The sequence below is a fragment of the Inconstantimicrobium porci genome (genome assembly GCF_009696465.1).
GTDB classification, from domain to species: domain Bacteria; phylum Bacillota; class Clostridia; order Clostridiales; family Clostridiaceae; genus Inconstantimicrobium; species Inconstantimicrobium porci.
The window spans coordinates 22843-41723 of record NZ_VULX01000023.1 but is presented as its reverse complement, the minus strand read 5'-3'; the positions used below and the strand labels follow the sequence as shown (position 1 = coordinate 41723).

16 protein-coding genes and 1 riboswitch are annotated in these 18881 nt (G+C 32.5%); of the genes, 13 read left to right on the top strand and 3 right to left on the bottom strand.

The window, feature by feature from the left end; translation table 11 throughout:
- Positions 1-408 precede the first annotated feature (408 nt).
- Positions 409-1893 carry a nucleotide sugar dehydrogenase gene (locus tag FYJ33_RS12480; RefSeq protein ID WP_154532054.1) on the bottom strand — a complete coding sequence of 495 codons (1485 nt, stop codon included), beginning with the start codon at positions 1891-1893 and terminating at the stop codon, positions 409-411.
- A gap of 350 nt (positions 1894-2243) precedes the next feature.
- Between FYJ33_RS12480 and FYJ33_RS12475 the strand changes: the two genes are divergently transcribed.
- The 13 genes from FYJ33_RS12475 to FYJ33_RS12415 all read left to right on the top strand — a co-directional run bounded on the left by FYJ33_RS12475 (position 2244) and on the right by FYJ33_RS12415 (position 16877).
- The gene (locus FYJ33_RS12475) at positions 2244-3158 is read left to right on the top strand and encodes an NTP transferase domain-containing protein (RefSeq protein WP_154532053.1); all 915 of its coding nucleotides are present in this window, start codon (positions 2244-2246) and stop codon (positions 3156-3158) included.
- A 17-nt stretch (positions 3159-3175) separates the two neighbouring features.
- A complete protein-coding gene (locus FYJ33_RS12470; RefSeq protein WP_154532052.1) occupies positions 3176-4933 on the top strand; it encodes an NTP transferase domain-containing protein in 1758 nt (585 codons plus the stop codon).
- Positions 4934-4976: 43 nt separating this feature from the next.
- Entirely contained in the window at positions 4977-6455 is a 1479-nt protein-coding gene (locus tag FYJ33_RS12465) for an APC family permease (RefSeq protein WP_154532051.1), read from the top strand.
- 416 nt (positions 6456-6871) lie between these two features.
- Positions 6872-8098, top strand: a complete 1227-nt coding sequence (locus FYJ33_RS12460; RefSeq protein WP_154532050.1) for a S8 family serine peptidase — start codon at positions 6872-6874, stop codon at positions 8096-8098.
- Between the two features lie 5 nt (positions 8099-8103).
- Complete coding sequence (locus FYJ33_RS12455; RefSeq protein ID WP_154532049.1) at positions 8104-8568, top strand: hypothetical protein; 465 nt, start codon at positions 8104-8106, stop codon at positions 8566-8568.
- A gap of 229 nt (positions 8569-8797) precedes the next feature.
- Positions 8798-9943, top strand: a complete 1146-nt coding sequence (locus FYJ33_RS12450; RefSeq protein WP_154532048.1) for an ABC transporter substrate-binding protein — start codon at positions 8798-8800, stop codon at positions 9941-9943.
- Positions 9944-10006: 63 nt separating this feature from the next.
- Complete coding sequence (locus FYJ33_RS12445) at positions 10007-10882, top strand: branched-chain amino acid ABC transporter permease (RefSeq protein ID WP_328598698.1); 876 nt, start codon at positions 10007-10009, stop codon at positions 10880-10882.
- Positions 10883-10884: 2 nt separating this feature from the next.
- Positions 10885-11835, top strand: a complete 951-nt coding sequence (locus tag FYJ33_RS12440; RefSeq protein ID WP_154532046.1) for a branched-chain amino acid ABC transporter permease — start codon at positions 10885-10887, stop codon at positions 11833-11835.
- 289 nt (positions 11836-12124) lie between these two features.
- A complete protein-coding gene (locus FYJ33_RS12435; RefSeq protein WP_154532045.1) occupies positions 12125-12907 on the top strand; it encodes an ABC transporter ATP-binding protein in 783 nt (260 codons plus the stop codon).
- Positions 12900-13598, top strand: a complete 699-nt coding sequence (locus FYJ33_RS12430) for an ABC transporter ATP-binding protein (RefSeq protein ID WP_154532044.1) — start codon at positions 12900-12902, stop codon at positions 13596-13598. Before FYJ33_RS12435 ends, FYJ33_RS12430 begins: the two co-directional genes overlap by 8 nt.
- Positions 13599-13919: 321 nt before the next feature.
- Positions 13920-14122, top strand: a riboswitch (Lysine riboswitch).
- 346 nt (positions 14123-14468) lie between these two features.
- Positions 14469-15668 carry an aspartate kinase gene (locus tag FYJ33_RS12425; RefSeq protein WP_154532043.1) on the top strand — a complete coding sequence of 400 codons (1200 nt, stop codon included), beginning with the start codon at positions 14469-14471 and terminating at the stop codon, positions 15666-15668.
- Positions 15665-16168 (top strand): GNAT family N-acetyltransferase, encoded by a 504-nt coding sequence (locus FYJ33_RS12420; protein ID WP_328598699.1) that lies wholly within the window; start codon positions 15665-15667, stop codon positions 16166-16168. The genes FYJ33_RS12425 and FYJ33_RS12420 overlap by 4 nt, the downstream gene beginning before the upstream one ends.
- A gap of 139 nt (positions 16169-16307) precedes the next feature.
- The gene (locus FYJ33_RS12415; protein WP_154532042.1) at positions 16308-16877 is read left to right on the top strand and encodes a DUF3867 family protein; all 570 of its coding nucleotides are present in this window, start codon (positions 16308-16310) and stop codon (positions 16875-16877) included.
- Positions 16878-17137: 260 nt separating this feature from the next.
- Here the strand turns inward: FYJ33_RS12415 and FYJ33_RS12410 are convergent, their stop codons facing one another.
- The gene (locus tag FYJ33_RS12410) at positions 17138-17494 is read right to left on the bottom strand and encodes a four helix bundle protein (protein WP_154532041.1); all 357 of its coding nucleotides are present in this window, start codon (positions 17492-17494) and stop codon (positions 17138-17140) included.
- A gap of 150 nt (positions 17495-17644) precedes the next feature.
- Positions 17645-18607, bottom strand: coding sequence for a diaminopimelate epimerase (gene dapF / locus FYJ33_RS12405; RefSeq protein WP_154532040.1), 963 nt, complete (start codon positions 18605-18607; stop codon positions 17645-17647).
- Positions 18608-18881: the final 274 nt, after the last annotated feature.

The following is an 18881-nucleotide window of genomic DNA, read 5'->3' as shown; positions in this document are numbered from 1 at the left end:
AGCAACCGTCTGCAAGGCGTATTTCTATAGTCATGCGCTCTTTGAAATTCAAGTGTTTATTTTTACGTGATTCTGTGTTATGATTTGGGTAATTCATAGTGATTATCCTCCTTGTTATTTTGGTTTCACAACTTAATTATAACACGGGTAATCACTATGGATTTTTTATTGGTTCAATTTCATTATACAATTAGTCTTCAGAAAAACTTCTTGATAATAAGGAAATTGAATTTACAGGAAGAAAGATAGAAAAAAAGAAAAAGGGACTATTCAGTTTCCTTAAGAGATAGTATAACTTAATTATTATAAATGATTTAAATAAATAATGGTTCTACATGATAATGTGGGACCATTTATTATAAACAAAAAAGAAGCAGGCTGCCATAATATTGACAAGCCTGCATAAAATTAATCTCTTCTAAATAAATCTCTTGTATAGACTTTTTCTTCTACATCATCTAAACAGCTATTGTATCTATTAGCAATAATAGCTTGAGATTTTTTCTTAAATTCATCTAAGTTATTTACAACTTTGCTACCAAAGAAAGTAGTTCCATTTTCTAATGCTGGTTCATAGATGATAACTTTAGCTCCTTTAGCCTTTATACGCTTCATAACTCCTTGAATACTACTATGACGGAAGTTATCTGAGTGGCTCTTCATGGTTAAACGATAAACTCCAATTATACATTCTCTTTCTTGTTCTGGATTATAATTTCCGTGATCATTATAATCGTAGTAACCTGCTAGATTTAATACTCTATCTGCTATGAAATCTTTTCTAGTACGATTACTTTCTACTATTGCACTCATCATATTCTGAGGTACATCATTGTAGTTGGCTAGTAGCTGTTTTGTATCTTTTGGCAGGCAGTATCCACCATAGCCAAAGCTTGGATTATTGTAATGAGTTCCAATTCTTGGATCAAGACATACTCCATTTATTATTGCGCTAGTATCTAATCCTTTCATTTCAGAATATGTATCTAATTCATTAAAATAAGATACACGTAATGCAAGATAAGTATTTGCGAAAAGTTTTACTGCTTCAGCTTCTGTAAATCCCATAAATAAAGTATCTATGTTTTCTTTAATTGCACCTTGCTGAAGAAGAGTTGCAAATGTTTGAGAAGCTTTAACAAGTCTCTCGTCATTTTCATCAGTAGATACAATGATACGACTTGGATATAAGTTATCATATAGTGCTTTTGATTCTCTTAAGAATTCTGGACTGAATATAATATTTTTTGTATTATATTTTTTACGTACGTTTTCTGTGTATCCAACTGGAATAGTTGATTTGATAACCATGATAGCATCTGGATTTACTTTCATAACTAATTCTATAACTGCTTCTACGGCAGAAGTATCAAAATAGTTTTTCTGGCTGTCATAGTTTGTTGGTGCAGCAATAACTACAAAATCAGCATCCCTATATGCAGCTTCACCATCTAAAGTTGCAGTAAGATCTAAATCTTTCTCAGCCAAGTATTTTTCTATGTAATCATCTTGAATAGGAGATTTTCTATCATTAATCATTTGAACTTTTTCTGGAATGATGTCTACGGCAGTAACATGATTATGTTGAGACAATAAAGTTGCTATTGATAAGCCAACATATCCTGTACCAGCAACTGCTATATTATAATGTAAGTATTCGTTGTTTGTGTTGTTTTTGATTTCGTTTATGAATAAATCTGAAGGTTCAAAATTAAGTACTTCACCTAACTTTTCTAACTGTGGGATAGATGGTATATAATCAAGAGATTCAATACGGCTGATCATGGCTCGATTAATCCCAGTAAGGTTAGCTAAGTCTTGTTGGGTAATGTTCTTTTCTTTTCTTGTATCTATAATTTTGTTTGCAAGTAAAGATAGAGACAGTTTTTTCATAAGTATTATCAACCCTTTCTAATAAAAACAATAATAAATGTTATTTTAAATAATAGCATATGTTATTATTATACAGCCTAATTGATACAAATGCAATATTTCTAACTGTGTACCGATGTTTTTGTTATTCTTAGTAACATTATTGGCTTGGAAAGCATTTGCTTTTTTCTGAAATAAGCTATGGTGTATAAAATAATAATTGCCATTATGAATATTAGTCTATTTGAAATTTATTTGACAATATATCACACTAATCTTATAGTATATTTAGGAAATAGTATGCATTTTATGAAATTAAGTTTAGAATGGAATATATCATGTTATATACATAGATAGAAGGAGATTAAAAGATGAATATTACTCGTTATCAATTTGAATTACTTGCTTTTATAGAAAAGAATAAATTACAGGAATATACACATAGAATGCTTTCTGATACTTTGAATATATCAGGAACAGAAATAAGCAACTCTCTTGATTATTTAATACAGAATGAAATGATTGAAAAGGAAGGAAATAAATTAGAAATCACTAAAAGAGGCCTTGAAGCATTAGAACCATATCGTGTAAAGAGAGCAGTTATTCTTGCTGCTGGTTTTGGTTCTAGAATGGTGCCAGTTACTCTTGATACACCAAAGCCTCTTGTTAAGGTGAATGGTAGAAGAATTGTAGATACTGTTATAGATGCACTTGTAGCTTGTGATATTAAAGATATTACTTTAGTACGTGGATATAAGAAAGAAAAGATGGATGAGCTGCTTGAAAAGTATCCATTTATTAAGCTTGTAGATAATGATGTTTATGACAAGACAAATAACATTTCTTCAACTATGGCAGTACTTGATAAGATTGATGAATGTTATATCTGTGAAGCAGATTTAATGGTTTCTAATCCAGAGATTATCTGTAAGTATCAGTATACTAGCAATTATCTTGGTTCATATTCACTTGAAACAGATGACTGGTGCTTTGAATTACAAGATGGCCATGCTGTTAATTATAAAAAAGGTGGTAAGTACTGCTTCAATGCTTACGGAATTTCATACTGGAATAAAGAAGATAGTGCAAAGCTTAGAAGAGACCTTGCAGAATGTTATGCAGCTGAAGATGGTAAGGATATTTTCTGGGAGTTCATTCCGCTTAATTTACGTAAAGAGAAGTACAATGTTGAAATCAGACAGTGCAAAAAATCTGATATTATAGAAATTGATAATTTTTATGAGCTTGTTCTTCTAGACCCTGCTTATAAAAATTATCCTAACTAAATGAGAGGAAAAGAATTATGAATAAAAAAGAATTTTATATTCTTAATAATATTTATAACATCGAAAAAGGCAGACAGAAGGTTTCAATAGATACTTTTTTAAATCAGTCATTAAAGTCAGTTAAAGACTTTGAAAATCTTGTGGCTAACGGATATATTGATGAAAAGTCTAGAAAGCTTACAGATAAGGGACTTAAGGCACTTGAACCTTATAGAGTGCAGAATGCCGTAATCCTTGCAGCTGGACCTTCAACTAGATTTATTCCATTGTCTTTAGAGCAGCCTAAAGGACTTTATGAGGTAAAAGGTGAAAAGCTTATTGAGAGACAGATAAATCAACTAATAGAAGCTGGTATAACAGATATAACTGTTGTTCTTGGTTACAAGCAGGAGATGTTTTTCTTCTTAAAGGAAAAATATCATGTTAAGTTTATATTTAATTCATCTTACAATATTAAGAATAATATTGAAAGTGTATATCTTGCTAGAAATGAACTTCACAATACATATTTATGTTCATGTGATAACTACTTTGTGGAGAATCCATTCAACCAGTTTGAGTATCAGACATTCTATGCAGGATATAATGTTTATAAGAAAACAAATGAAATGTATGTTGAGTCTGATGAAGAAAACAGAATTGTTAATATGAAAAAGGGCTGTGACCAGGGGCAGATAGTTATGGGCCATTCATTCTGGCAGAAAGATTTTTCAGATCATTTTATAGAACTTGCTGAAGCAGATAGAGAAGTTGGTATTTATAATGAAGCATTCTGGGAGATGTTGGTTGCGGATAATTTATCAAAGCTACCTGCAATGTACTTAAAGGAGTATACTGAGGATTCAATATTTGAATTTGATTATTTTGAGCAGCTTAGAGAATTCGATAGTCAGTATGTAGGTCACACTCATAGTGAAATTATCAGAAATATTAAACTTGTTTTCCGCTGTGATGAGGAGGATATTGTTGATTTCAGAAATGTAAGTGAAGGTATGACTAATACTTCATTTATATTTAAAATAAAGGATGTTGATTATATTTACAGACATCCAGGTGATGGAACTGAAAGCATTATTAACAGAAGACATGAAAAAAGATCATTAGAATTAGCAAAAGAAGTTGGCATAGATCCGACTTATATCTATATGGATGTTAATGAAGGATGGAAGATTTCAAAGTTTATTCATAGCTTCCGTGAACCTGATTATGCTGATTTCGAGGATTCAAAAAAAATTCTAAATGTTTTAAGACAATTGCATAAAGCACCTGTTAGTGTTGATTATGGTATGAAGCCATGGGAAGATGCACTTGATATGGAGAACCTGCTACTTAAGAAGGATCCAACATGTTTTAAGAATTTTGAGAGTCTAAAAGAAAAGATCGGTAATCTTTATAAGAAAACTCTAGGTGACGGTGTAGAAAAATGTTTCTGCCATGGTGATACTTATAAGCCTAATTGGATGATAAAAGATGACGGTGAAGTAATACTTATTGACTGGGAATATTCAGGATATTCTGATCCAGGAATTGATGTGGGCTACTACATTGTTGATGCAATGTATGATTTTGATGATGCATGTAAATTCATTAAGGAATATCTAGGAGATACGTATAGCAAGGAACGTGAGTTCCACTTTATGGCCTATACAGCCATTATTGCTTATTACTGGTTCGTATGGGCACTTTACCGTGAATCATGTGGTGCGATTATGGGGGAAGCACTATTCAATTGGTATGAAATGGCGAAGAAGTATGTAGATTATTTGACAGATTGATTTTTATACAAGAATATCTAATATTATAAAGGGTGGAAAAATTATGGAGAATACAGAAAACAATCAGCTTGTCAGAGTGCTTGGATTAAAAGAAGCAATTAGTATGACAATCGGAACAGTTGTTGGAGTTGGTCTCTTTACATGTGGGTCAGCTCAAATTGGGCTTGTAGGGTCTTGGATTATTGGTTTGACATTTTTAGCTTTATTAATATCGGTATGGCCTTGCCTTATTTATGGGGAGATGTCTGCTGCACTTCCATGTGCAGGTGGAACTTATAACTATGCAAAAAGAGGACTTAACCGTGTATGGGCTAATCTTGCTGGCTGGCATTATATAATTTCTGTAGTAGCAATTGGTGCTGGTGAAACTTTAGCTTTTGCAAATTACTTCAAGATTCTGCTTCAACAGTGTGGTCTTGATATTACATGGTTAGATTCAAGAGTTATTGCAATTGTTCTTGTAGTGATTTTCTTATTATTAAACTTTAAAGGAATAGAACAGTCTGGAAAAGCACAGACAGCATTTATATTCTTCTTCTGGGCTTGTGCAATAAGCTGGTTCTTATATATGATTCCCAAGGTACATATGGAGTACTTTGGAGGTATTGCAATGAACTCATTACCACCATTTAATGAAATGATGTATATATTCGGTCTTGTATGGTGGTGCTATACAGGTTTTGAAACTTGCGTATCTATGGGAGCAGAAACAAAATATCCTCAGTACACTCTTCCAAGAGCACTGAAGATATCTGTATTCCTTGTATTTGCTTTAAATGCATTATTTCAATGGTTCTTAGTTGGCTTAGTACCTCATAAGTTCTATGGTATTTTAGCAGTTGCAGATGCGCCATATGCTGAAGGTTTAAAAGCTGCAGGACTTATAGGATTCCCTATAATTCTGCTTTGTATAGGAATTGCTTTTGGTGGGGATTTATCTACAATTAATCCAGGTATTGCAGCACCAGCACGTTATATTTATACAATGGCAGAAGATGGAGCATTACCATCATTCTTAGGTAGAGTTCATCCTAAATATAAAACTCCTCATATTGCAGTAATATTAGTCGGTATAATTAATATTATATTGATTGCAACGGGATCAATAAATTATATTGCATCAGTATCTTTGATTTCTCTTGCAGTATGTTATATGATTGGATGCTTGTCTTATCTTGGACTTCAAAAGAAGCTGCCAGATATGATAAGACCATATAAAGCTCCATTAGGTAAGCTTGGTTGCTTTGTTACAATAGTTCTTTATGCATTTATGCTGATTTTTGCTGATAAGACAGCATTAATCACAGCTGCTGTAATATGCGTGCTATGTGTTATGTACTGGTTTGTCTTTACAAGAAACGATGATTACGAACTTATAAGTATTGAAGAAGAGATAGGAGTCATTGAAGAACCTAGTAAACAGGAAAAAGAAAAAATGGACAAAGAGTATAGAGTGTGGAAGATAGGAACAATCATAGTTTCCTTGATAGCGCTTTTAATATATCTTGTGCCACTAATATAAATTTATATATAAAATAATAAATAAGCATGATTAATTATTTGGGACAATCAATGGAACTGGAATAAAATTTAATATGTGTATTAAGAAAGTCTAAAAACGTTACATAATGCGTTTTTAGGCTTTTTTTGTAAATATAAAATTAAAGAAGAAGATATAATTTATGTAATAATATATTTACTTTTTAGTGCAAAAGCTGTAGTATATAGAAAAACATGCATAAATATAACAAAATATAACTAAATAACGGATAAATATTCGTAGTCTCAGCATGTTTTTTGCACAATATACTAATATATTTTTTATGCAGTAAGTATTAAAAAGAAAAGGGGGATTATTTATAGTGAAAAAAATGAAAAGAAGCTTGGCAGTGTTACTTTCATTTTTTTACTGCAACTGACTTATTAGGTGGTCTTAATGTGAAATCTGTACATGCATATACTATTGGGGATGCAAAGATGCAGAATGCAGAAAAAATGAAGATAACCGATGTCACAAAGAATTTTTCAAAAGAGATCCTTGAGGAAAAGACTAAGGGTGATCTTAAAGAAAGCTACAACACTAAGGGGAAAGCCATGGATCCTGAAAGGGAGGTATGGGTTGTTGTACAGATGAAGAGTGATTCTCCAACTTATTTTACTAATAGTACAGAAAAAAATAATGAAAATACAGTTTTAACAAAAGCAGTAGAGGAAAATTCAAAAACTACTGCAGATTCTAAAAAGGACAACAATAAATCTGATTTTAAAGGTTCGGGTATGAAAGTAGCTGTAATCGATACAGGTCTTGATTATAAACATTCTGCCTTTAAGAAATCTCCAGCTTACTATTCTATGACAAAAGAAACAATATCAAATGTATTTAGCGACACTATTGCATATCAGGAAACTTCATGTGATGTTGATACAGTCTTTAAAAGTGCAAAAGTTCCCTATACATTCGATTATGCTGATGTTGATGAGGAGGTAATGCCTACTGAAGCTTCAGTAACGAAATATGGTAATGATCATGGTACACATGTTGCTGGCATAATTGCTGGTAACGATGACAAGCTTACTGGTGTAGCACCAGATGCCCAGCTTATGATAATGAAGGTGTTTTCAGATAAATCTGGTGGTGCTCAGACTGTAGATATACTTGCAGCACTTAATGATTCAGTAATACTTGGAGCAGATGTTATTAATATGAGTCTTGGTTCAAGTGGAGGATTTGAAAGTGAAGAGAGTGATAGCTTAATAAGTAGGATTTATAATTCAGTATCAAATAATGGTATAAATCTTGTTGTTTCAGCAGGTAATGCTTTTAGTTCTTCATACAGTTCAACTGCAGGAGATATGCCTCTGTCAACTAATCCTGATACAGGTATTATAGGTTCGCCTTCAAGTTATGACAGTTCTCTTTCAGTTGCAAGCATAAATTCTTATGCACCAAAGAATATAATTGCTGGCGGGAAATCTATAGCTTATACAGATATTTCAGGTCACAGCATTATAAAAGAACTTAAGGCAGATAGTTTTGGAATTTCAGTTTTTGATAACTGCAAAAAGTTATCAAAATTCACAGTGGAAGTGTCTGTGGTCCATCTTCAACATCTTCAGTTTATATTAGTCCATCAAGTGATGCTGAAAGTACTGCACTTGCAGTAATAAAGATGATTGATAATCTTCCAGAACCATCAGCAGTCTCATTAGATGATAAGGATAAAATTAATGCTGCACTTGATGCATATGGTGCGCTTACTGATTCAGAGAAATCACTTGTATATAATTATGATAAACTTGCTTCTGATGAACAGGTTCTTAATGACCTTGTGAAGAAGGATAATGATAAAAAGGCTGCTAAAGCAGTAACAGATATGATATCATCACTTCCAGATCCAATAACTTTGAAGGATGAAGAAGCTGTAAATAAAGCAAGAGCAGCATATGATAAACTTACAGACGATCAGAAAGCACTTGTTGAAAATTATGATGTTCTTGTTAAAGCTATGAAGACTATTGATGATTTAAAGAAACAGGCAAAAGATGATCCTAATGGACCAACTAATCCAGGACAACCCAATAATCCAGGACAGTCATCATCACAGGGTAATGGTTCAACTAGAAGCAGCAGCTAAAGAAAGATAGATAGAAGCTATCGCATAGATTTGTGGTTTGTAAATCTGTAATATGCGATAGCTTCTTTTTTGTAGCACATTATCAAAATATGAATATATTAATAAACAAAAAGCAAAAAGTTAATTTTATTAACAAAATAATTAATAAACTATTGAATTAATCATAAAATAGTGTTATTATACAATAAATTATTAATTGCTATAAAATAGAAATTAAGGGGGAATATTCATGAAAAAAAGACTTATTTGTGGGGTATTAGGTCTCGTTTTAGCATCAAGTATGTTTATGGCTTGTAATAAGACAGGCAATTCAGGGAGTGAAATAAAAATAGGAATGATTACTCCTGTAACTGGCGCAGTATCAACTTATGGTGTTTCTGCTAAGGAGGGAGCTGAACTTGCAGTAAAAGAAATTAATGATAAAGGTGGTATTAATGGTAAGAAGGTAAAGCTTGTTGTTGAAGATGATGAGGCTGATCAGACAAAATCAGTTAATGCATTTAATACATTATATGATAATGAAAAAGTAACAGCAGTTTTAGGACCAATTACTTCTGGTGCAACTTTAGCAGTTGTTCCAAATGCTACTCAGAACAAGATTCCATTACTTACACCAACAGCTACAGCACCAAATGTTACATCAGTTGGAGGAGAATATACATTCAGAGTATGTTTCCTTGATTCTTATCAGGGAGTTACTATGGCAGATTTTGCAGTAGATGATTTAAAGAAGAAGAAAGCAGCTGTGCTTTATAACGTGGGTTCAGATTATTCAAAAGGCGTAGCAGATGCTTTTAAAGCTGAGTATGAGAAAAAAGGAGGAAAAGTAGCTCAATTTTTAACTTACAACGATAATGACAAAGACTTCAATGCACAGCTTACAAAAATAAAGGGAGATAAGCCAGATGTTATACTTCTTCCAGATTACTACAATGTAACAGGCCTTATAGCAAAGCAGGCAAGAGATCTTGGTATAGATTCAACATTCTTAGGAGTTGACGGTTGGGAATCAACAGAGCTTACAAAGATAGGTGGAGACGCTGTCAATGGCTCTTATTATGTAAATCACTATTTCGCAGGAGATAAAGATTCAGCAGTTAAAACTTTTGTTGATGATTACAAGAAGACATATAGCAAAGATCCAGATGCGTTTGCAGCACTTGGCTATGATGGACTTAACATGCTAGCAAATGCTATAAAGAAAGCAGACAGCGATGATGGTGAAAAAATTAAAGATGCATTAAAAACTATTAAGTTAGATGGCGTTACTGGTGAGATAAGCTTTAATAATGAAAGAAATGCAGTTAAAGGTTCATCAATCATCAAAGTTGAAAACGGCAAAACAGTATTAGCTAAAAAGGTTGAAGCAAAATAATTCATTTGATATAAAATTGAGAATTGAACATTGCTAATTGATAATTATAAGGGGGTTTTTTCGGTGGAGTTTTTACAACAAATTATTAATGGTCTTTCTCTAGGTAGTATTTATGCACTTATAGCTCTTGGCTACACCATGGTTTATGGAATTATAAAGCTGATTAATTTTGCACATGGAGATATTTATATGCTAGGAGCATTTATTGGTTTTTATGTAGCAATAAGATTGAATCTTTCATTCTTTCCAACACTTATTATTGCAATGCTAGGTTCTATGGTTATTGGAATTCTTGTAGAAAAAATAGCCTATAAGCCGCTGAGAAAGTCACCAAAGATAGCTCTTCTTATTACTGCAATTGGTGTATCACTTTTCCTTGAAAATGGTACAAGGTTTATTGTAGGAGCGTCACCAAAGACTTTCCCTCAGCTTATTAATAACAAAAAGATATTTATAGGACCTTTACAAATATCTACAATACAGCTTCTTACATTTGCTGTTTCAGTTGTTCTAGTTATACTTTTAACTTTTATAGTAAACAAAACAAAAAGTGGCAAGGCCATGAGAGCAGCATCATTTGATATGGAAGCAGCATCACTTATGGGTATCAATGTAGATAATACAATTTCACTTACCTTTGCTTTAGGCTCAGCTCTTGCAGGAGCAGCAGGTGTACTTGTAGCTTTATCATGGATAACAATTGAACCATATATGGGCATGATGCCAGGAATAAAAGCATTTGTTGCAGCAGTTCTTGGAGGTATAGGAAGTATTCCAGGTGCTCTTTTTGGTGGTTTGTTTATGGGAATAGCTGAAACACTTACTAAAGCATACATCTCAACAAGATTATCAGATGCCATAGCATTTGGAATTCTAATAATTATTCTGATCATTAAACCATCAGGATTACTTGGCAGAAAAACAGTAGAGAAGGTGTGATTATGAAAAAGTATTATAAATCTATCATATGTATTGCAGTAGTTATTGCTGTTTATTTTGTACTGGATATTCTTATGAAAGAAAGAGTTATAAGCAATTATTATAAGAGAATAATAATTCTTTCATGCATTAATGTAATTCTTGCAGTTTCATTAAATCTTATTACTGGATTTACTGGGCAGCTTTGTCTTGGACATTCAGGATTTATGGCAATAGGTGCTTACACAGCAGCATTACTTGCTACAAAATTTCAAATGCCTTTTGTAGTTAACTTATTAGCTGCAGGGCTTCTGGCAGGTGCAGCAGCTTTGCTTATAGGAATTCCAACACTTAAGCTTACTGGCGACTATTTTGCCATAACCACACTTGGTTTTTGCGAAATTATAAGAATTATCATTACAAACATTGATTATCTTGGTGGACCAAGAGGAATGACAGGCATACCAGTTAAAACTAATTTTGCTATAGCCTTTTTCATGATGGTCTTAGTAATTATAGTGATACGAAATATTGTCCATTCAGCACAGGGCAGGGCAATGATTTCAATTAAGGAAAACGAAATAGCATCAGAGGCTATGGGTATTGATACAAGAAAATATAAAATTTTAGCCTTTGTTATTGCTGGAGTAATAGCAGGTATTGCAGGAGGACTTTACTCACAGTATGTAAACTTTATAGATCCAAAGAGCTTCAATTTCATGAAGTCGATAGATATAGTAATATTTGTAGTAGTCGGAGGTATGGGATCTATATCAGGATCAGTAATTTCAGCATCAATCCTTACATTCCTGCCAGAGTCGTTAAGAGCATTGCAGGATTTCAGACTTATAGTATACCCACTTATACTTATTGTTTTAATGATTTTCAGACCAGCAGGACTGCTTGGAACAAAAGAAATTTCATTAAAACCAATAATAAATTTATTTAAGAAGAAAAAGCAGATACAAAACTAAGAAAGCAGAATGAAGAACGATGAATTAAGGATGAAACTCCTTGAGGGAGTTTCGATATAAGAGGACGAATTCCTCTTAATAACTCTTTAATTGATTATTATGAGTCTATATATGGAATTGCGTTCAGCAATTTCATAAGTAGTTTGGAGGGTGACCCTCCATTATAATTTGGAAATTTATAAGCGTAGCGAATAAATTTCATCTTTCACTCATCATTCTGCTTTCATATTTCTTAATTTATAAGAGTGTTTATGCTGAATTAATATATTATTGTATGGAGGAGATTTGTATGTTAGATATTAAGGATTTAACTATTGAGTTTGGTGGACTTAGGGCTGTTGATAAATTTAATCTTAGTATAAATGATAATGAAATCATCGGTCTTATAGGACCTAATGGTGCTGGCAAGACTACTGTTTTTAATGCTATTACAGGTTTGCATCATCCTACATCTGGTGTAATAGAATTTAATAAAAAAGATATTTCGATGATGAAGCCATATTTGGTAACTAAGAATAAGATAGCAAGGACATTTCAGAATATAAGGCTTTTTGGAAGTCTTACTGTTCTTGATAATATAAAAATTTCATATAGTTACAGCATAGGATATAATCTTTTTGATGCTGTAATAAAAAGTCATAGATACAGAAGAGCAGAAAAAGAGATTGAAGAAACGTCTCTGGAAATTTTAAAAGCATTTAATCTTTACGATGATGCGTACGAATATGCTGAGAATCTTCCATATGGTAAACAGAGAATGGTTGAGATAGCAAGGGCACTTGCGGCAGAGCCAAAACTCCTGCTTCTTGATGAACCTGCTGCTGGGATGAATCCGCAGGAAACCAAAAATCTGTCAGAGCTTATCTGTTGGATTCGAGATAAGTTTGATGTTTCAATTCTGCTTATTGAACATGATATGAAGCTTGTTATGAATGTATGCGATAGGATAGCAGTACTTGATTATGGAAAGAAAATAGCTGAAGGTACACCAGATGAAGTGAAGAATAACTCTAAGGTTATAGAAGCTTACCTTGGAGATTGTGGCGAAGAGGAGGCTGCTATCTATGCTTAAAATAAAAAATCTTAATGTGTATTATGGTGCAATTCATGCGCTTAAAAGTATAAATATTGAAATAAGAGAGGGGGAGATAGTGACCCTTATAGGGTCTAATGGTGCTGGAAAGACAAGCACTCTTAAAGCTATATCAGGTATTATTCCATGCAAAAGTGGTACTATAGAATTTGAGGGAAAGGATATTACTAATGCTCAGCCACATAAACTTGTATACGCAGGCATTGGACATGTTCCAGAAGGAAGGAGAATTTTTTCGGAATTAACTGTTATGGAAAACCTTGAGCTTGGAGCATATACAAGAAAAGACAAAGATGTTAAAAGTGATTTTGAAAAAGTATTTGAGAAATTTCCAAGACTAAAAGAAAGAAGAAAACAGGATGCAGGCACACTTTCAGGAGGAGAGCAGCAGATGCTTGCAATAGGTAGGGCACTGATGAGCAGACCTAAGCTGCTTCTGCTTGATGAACCATCAATGGGACTTGCTCCAATCGTAGTAAGACAAATTTTCTCAACAATCAAAGAAATCAATAAAAGCGGCACAACAATACTATTGGTAGAGCAAAACGCAAATATGGCACTATCAATAGCAGACAGGGCATACGTTATAGAAACAGGACAGATTGTAAATTCAGGAGCAGCAGAAGATATAAAACAAAACGAAGACGTCAAAAAAGCATATTTAGGATAAGCACAATGTCAAAGGTCAAGAGCACAGATATAAAAGAATTATGTCTTAATAAGTTAAGAAAGCAGAATGAAGAATGATGAATTAATGAGAAAGCATAAGACTTAGTTTTAAGTATGTTTTCTGACATATTACACCTCCATATATTTATTTGAATTATTGCCGCAACAATAATAAAGTAAACATGTTATTAACTATAATTTCTCTGAGCGTAGTCGAAGAGAAATTTCCTTGATTCATCATTCTGCTTTCTGAAATCAAAATTATTTTTGTGCTGGTTGAAATTTAAGGAAAAATGTGTTATTATATACAAAAATAAATATTTCCTAGGGTAGAGGTGCCGTGGACTAATAGTATTTATACAAAGCTTGCAGGCGTTTGATGTATAAAGAAAGGAGTCGTGGCCGAAGAAAAAATTCAGGCGTGAGTTTTTTTCTGGCTTTGCGTATAAGATATGTAAGGCTGTCACTAATAGTTGTTATGTATTGCTTAAGTAATCATAATTAAAGTGGAGAGCTACAAGGACACGGATTTTGCAATTTAAGCAGCTGAGTGTACCTTGGCTGCTATTTTTATATCTAGATAAGAGATAAGAACGAAGAGAGTAGAGAAAAGGATGAAACTCCTTTCTGGAGTTTCGAAAAAGAGGAATTTAAGTATTAAAAAAGTGGAATTGCGTTAGCAATCCCACAGGAGGTTTGGAGGTGAAACCTCCAATATAGTTAAGAAATTTATGAGCTAGCGAATAAATTTCATCTAATTCTCTAATCTCTTCTCTCATATCTCTAATCTTATATAAATACCAGTTTATCCAGGATATTAAAGAAAAAATAAGCAATAAAAAATAAATAAATTGTGGGGGTTGATATAAAAATGGATGTAATTGTACAAAAATATGGGGGGAGCTCTGTCGCTACACCTGAAAAGATTTTAAAGGTGGCTGACACACTTATTAAGAAGAAAAATGAGGGAAAGGATGTTGTAGTTGTAGTATCTGCTATGGGTGATACAACTGATGATCTTATTAAATTATCTTCAGCAGTAAGCAGCAATCCTAATAAGAGAGAAATGGACGTGCTTCTCTCTACAGGTGAAATGGTATCGGCATCTCTTCTTAGCATGGCACTTATTAATAAGGGTTATGATGCAGTAAGCTATACAGCTTATCAGATTCAGATTAAAACAAGTGGTGGTCATGGAAAATCATTAATTGAAGATATTGATGTAACAAGAGTCAAGGAAAGTCTTGAAGAAGGAAAAATTGTTGTAGTTGCAGGATTCCAGGGCATTAATGAGGAATGCGATATTACGACACTAGGAAGAGGCGGCTCTGATACTTCAGCAGTAGCTCTTGCTGTAAAGCTTAACGGAAAATGTGAGATTTATACTGATGTTGATGGTATTTACAGCTGCGATCCAAGAAAGTATAAGGATGCAAAGAAGCTTGATGTTATTGACTATGAAGAAATGCTTGAACTTGCAAGTCTTGGAGCACAGGTAATGAATTCAAGAAGTGTGGAACTTGCTGAAAAATATGGCATAGAGGTATATGTAGGATTAAGTTGTAGTGATATTAAGGGTACAGTAATTAGGGGGATTAAAAATATGAATTTAGAAAGTAAACCAGTAACAGGAATAGCAACAAGTGATGATGACGTAGCAATAACAATAAAGAATCTTAATTCTGATATAAATATACTATGTGAGTTGTTCGAAAAAATAGGTGAGAAGAAAATCAACATTGATATGATTTCACAGACTACTCCAATAAACGGAATGGTGAACGTTTCATTTACAGTTCCAAAGGGTGAATTTAAGGATGCGATGTTAATAGTAAAGGATTATGTCAGCGAAAAGAGTATAACTATTGATGAGAATATAACTAAGTTCTCTCTTGTGGGTATAGGAATGAAATCTACATCAGGAGTTGCAGCTAAATTATTTAGGATATTTAACGATGCTGAAATCGATGTGAAGATGATAACTACGTCAGAAATCAGAATCACATGTGCGATTAAACAGGAAGACAAGGTTAAAGCACTTCATATGGCAGCAAAGGAGTTTAATTTATAATCAGGAGAAAATTTGATATAGAATTTAAAAGAATTGAAGAAGAACATATAGATAAGCTTCATGAAATTTATAATTATTATGTAGAAAATACTACTGTAACGTACCATATTGGAGCAGTATCAAGATCTAATTTTAAAAAAATTGTAAACATAGATGCACCTTACGAAAGTTATGCTATAATTGTTGATAAAGAAGTATGTGGATATGTGCTTTTTAATAAATGGAAGAGCAGACAGGCATTTGATAGGTCTGCGGAAGTCACAGTGTATTTATCAGAAGGATATGATGGAAGAGGAATTGGAAGCAGAGCTGTTAGATTTATTGAAGAGCGAGCAAAAAAAGCTGGCATATGTACACTTGTTTCTCTTATATGTGGTGAAAATATGGCAAGTATCAAGTTGTTTGAAAAAAATGATTACATAAAGTGTGCTCATTTTAAAAATGTAGGTGAGAAATTTGGGAGACTGCTTGATTTAGTATGTTATGAGAAGGAAATATAATATATGTTATAATAATAGAAAATAAACATATAATCTTATTATGAAACCACATGGATATTTAGTTGAACTTTAGATCATATCTACTAAGGATAAGAAATGAAACTTTTTATTTTATAAAAGGATTAAGGAGGTTTTTCATATGAGTGATGGAGTTATAAATTTTAATGAAGTAAAAAACAAGGTTAGAGATAAAGATATAGATAAATTTGAAAGTTATATTTTTAGTCTTTATGATTCTCTTTCAAGAGGAGAAATCTCAATGGGAGAGCTTTCTAAAAGTATTACAGAGTATATGGAAAAAAATAATATTTCACAAGAAAAATTCCTAAACATTCAGAAAGAGATGCTTAAGAGATATGGGTTTGACACACAGTACATGGAAGACCAGCTTAAATCAATGGGTATAAATCCTTCACAAATCGACCAAAGTATAAACATGTCATATGAAGAAACAAGAAAAACAATGAGCTTTAAAGAAAAGTACAATAATAAAATTGAAGATAAGATGTATTCTTCATATGTAATAAAGAATGACAAAAATAATTTGATAGTAGAAATGCAATCAGAAAACGTAAGACTTATCAGTGAAGGGAAGATAGATTTAAATGATATGGAACTAAACGAGTTTCTTTGTTCATATAAGAAAGTCGTTCAAGACAAGACACTAAATGTAAGCATCTACGAAAACGCAACACACTATAATTATTAATTTATCATTTAATTATGAATTTAAAATTACAATAAGTGAATAACGAACAGAGAACAGGAATAAAGCTTAGTGTATAGTGCAAAACGTGGTTTGATTTAAAATTTAAGATTTAGAATTTAAAATTGAAGGAAGAAATTCTAGATGAATTTCTTTGATTTATAAGGGTACTCATTGGAAGACTAGTTCCAGTGAGTGCTTTTTTTAAAGTAAAGGAAATTGCATTCAAAAACATCATTTTTTAATATGTCTTTCACCCTTTTTTATTTAGTAGAATTGTTGCATGTGTGAATTATGCTTGAGAGAATTCTACATAACTCAGTACAGCTTGCTAAAAGTTTGTATGATTCCTGGTTTGTTATATAATTAGTATCTTTAAGAAGATTAATCCAGTATTCAGTTTCTTTTGCCTCTTTTAAGGAAATATTAAGCTTAAAGATAAATTCGGCTCTGCTGGCACTATTAACAGCTTCAGTTATATTTGCACATATGCTTGTTCCTGAGCGTACAAGCTGTTTTGATAGAACAAATTCCTTATCAATAGTAGTCATCTTTTTATAAAGGTTGACTATTTCAGTTGAAAATGTATATGATTTTTTATAAACTAAGTTATCTTTCATAATTATCCTCCGTATTTTATAAGTATTAACATTTCAGAAGATAATAAACAAAAAAGTTCCATGTAAATGGAACTTTTTAATAAAAATAAGTTGCTTCCCTGAGAGAAACGAAGAGAAGATTCCTTAATTCTAAATTTTAAAATTTAAATTCTAAATTGCCTCTCTACTTGCTTGGAAGAATTTATCGTATGCTTCTATTTCATCTGTGAACTCTTTTCTGTTGTCGATATTAACAAGTTTGTAGTTTTCATCAAGTGTGAGATCTGCATCAAATACGTATGAAGCGTTGCCTGTAAATTTGTTTTCGTACTTATCATTATTTCTTGATACGTTGATTTTGATCATTCCGCCATCATTGTAGATATTTATATCTTTTCCATAATGGTCTGGGTGTTTTAAGCAGAAAGCAACTGATGATGCTGTCATGCCTGTTCCACATGATTTTGTAATAGCACATCCTCTTTCATATGTTCTTACATAGATGCTGTCTTCATTGATTTCTTTTACAAAGTTAAAGTTTACACCTTCAGGAAAGACTGATTTAAGGTTGTTTACTTTTTCGCCAAGCCTTGTTATTTCTGTATTATCAAGCTTATCAATGAAAGTAACTATATGTGGGTTAGTCATGCTTACAGCTGTAATCTTAAGATTTTCATCAACTGCAGGTACTGTTTCAAAGAAGCAGTGTTCTTTGTCATAAACCATTGGCAGTGATTTAGTATTAAGGTTAACTGAGTTAAGCCATATCTGAATAGTTGGTACATTTTCATATAGTTCAGGTGCTTTTACGGTTTGATATTCAGCCTTCATAGTCTGAAGAGTAATTTTATCCTTTCCTAGAAGCTCCATAGCATATCTACCTATACATCTAAGTCCATTGCCACACATTTCAGCTTCTGATCCATCAGTGTTGAACATTCTCATTCTTGCATCGCATTTATCACTGTTTTGAAGAAATAATACTCCATCAGATCCAATACCAGTTTCTCTGTTGCTAAGACTGGCAGAAATCTTAGCTCTTTCTTCTTCTGAGAAAGTATATTTATTAGTGATTTCATCTATTAATACAAAGTCATTGCCACTTCCGTGACATTTTCTGATTTTTATTCTCATATGTATACCCCCAATATAATTTCTATTTCGTATACAGTTATTATACTATACTATGAATAAATTTAAAATGTATAAAGTATAATGTATAATTTAGGATTGAAATCCCATTAAAGGAATTCCAGCCAAGGCATAAGCGAACATACCAAAATAAAGATTTGGAATGCCTGCTTATAAGAGGTCAAGTTCCTTTTTTAAACTCTTTGGATTAGTAATTCAGAGGTTTGGAGGTGTCCTCCATTAAAGATAAAAATTCATGAGCGCTGGTCTCATGAAT

Bases quoted from the DNA above. Each gene is read 5' to 3' on its own strand.
- FYJ33_RS12480 (WP_154532054.1), bottom strand. From the start codon at position 1,893: ATGAAAAAACTGTCTCTATCTTTACTTGCAAACAAAATTATAGATACA.
- FYJ33_RS12475 (WP_154532053.1), top strand. From the start codon at position 2,244: ATGAATATTACTCGTTATCAATTTGAATTACTTGCTTTTATAGAAAAG.
- FYJ33_RS12470 (WP_154532052.1), top strand. From the start codon at position 3,176: ATGAATAAAAAAGAATTTTATATTCTTAATAATATTTATAACATCGAA.
- FYJ33_RS12465 (WP_154532051.1), top strand. From the start codon at position 4,977: ATGGAGAATACAGAAAACAATCAGCTTGTCAGAGTGCTTGGATTAAAA.
- FYJ33_RS12455 (WP_154532049.1), top strand. From the start codon at position 8,104: ATGATTGATAATCTTCCAGAACCATCAGCAGTCTCATTAGATGATAAG.
- FYJ33_RS12450 (WP_154532048.1), top strand. From the start codon at position 8,798: ATGAAAAAAAGACTTATTTGTGGGGTATTAGGTCTCGTTTTAGCATCA.
- FYJ33_RS12440 (WP_154532046.1), top strand. From the start codon at position 10,885: ATGAAAAAGTATTATAAATCTATCATATGTATTGCAGTAGTTATTGCT.
- FYJ33_RS12435 (WP_154532045.1), top strand. From the start codon at position 12,125: ATGTTAGATATTAAGGATTTAACTATTGAGTTTGGTGGACTTAGGGCT.
- FYJ33_RS12430 (WP_154532044.1), top strand. From the start codon at position 12,900: ATGCTTAAAATAAAAAATCTTAATGTGTATTATGGTGCAATTCATGCG.
- FYJ33_RS12425 (WP_154532043.1), top strand. From the start codon at position 14,469: ATGGATGTAATTGTACAAAAATATGGGGGGAGCTCTGTCGCTACACCT.
- FYJ33_RS12415 (WP_154532042.1), top strand. From the start codon at position 16,308: ATGAGTGATGGAGTTATAAATTTTAATGAAGTAAAAAACAAGGTTAGA.
- FYJ33_RS12410 (WP_154532041.1), bottom strand. From the start codon at position 17,494: ATGAAAGATAACTTAGTTTATAAAAAATCATATACATTTTCAACTGAA.
- dapF (WP_154532040.1), bottom strand. From the start codon at position 18,607: ATGAGAATAAAAATCAGAAAATGTCACGGAAGTGGCAATGACTTTGTA.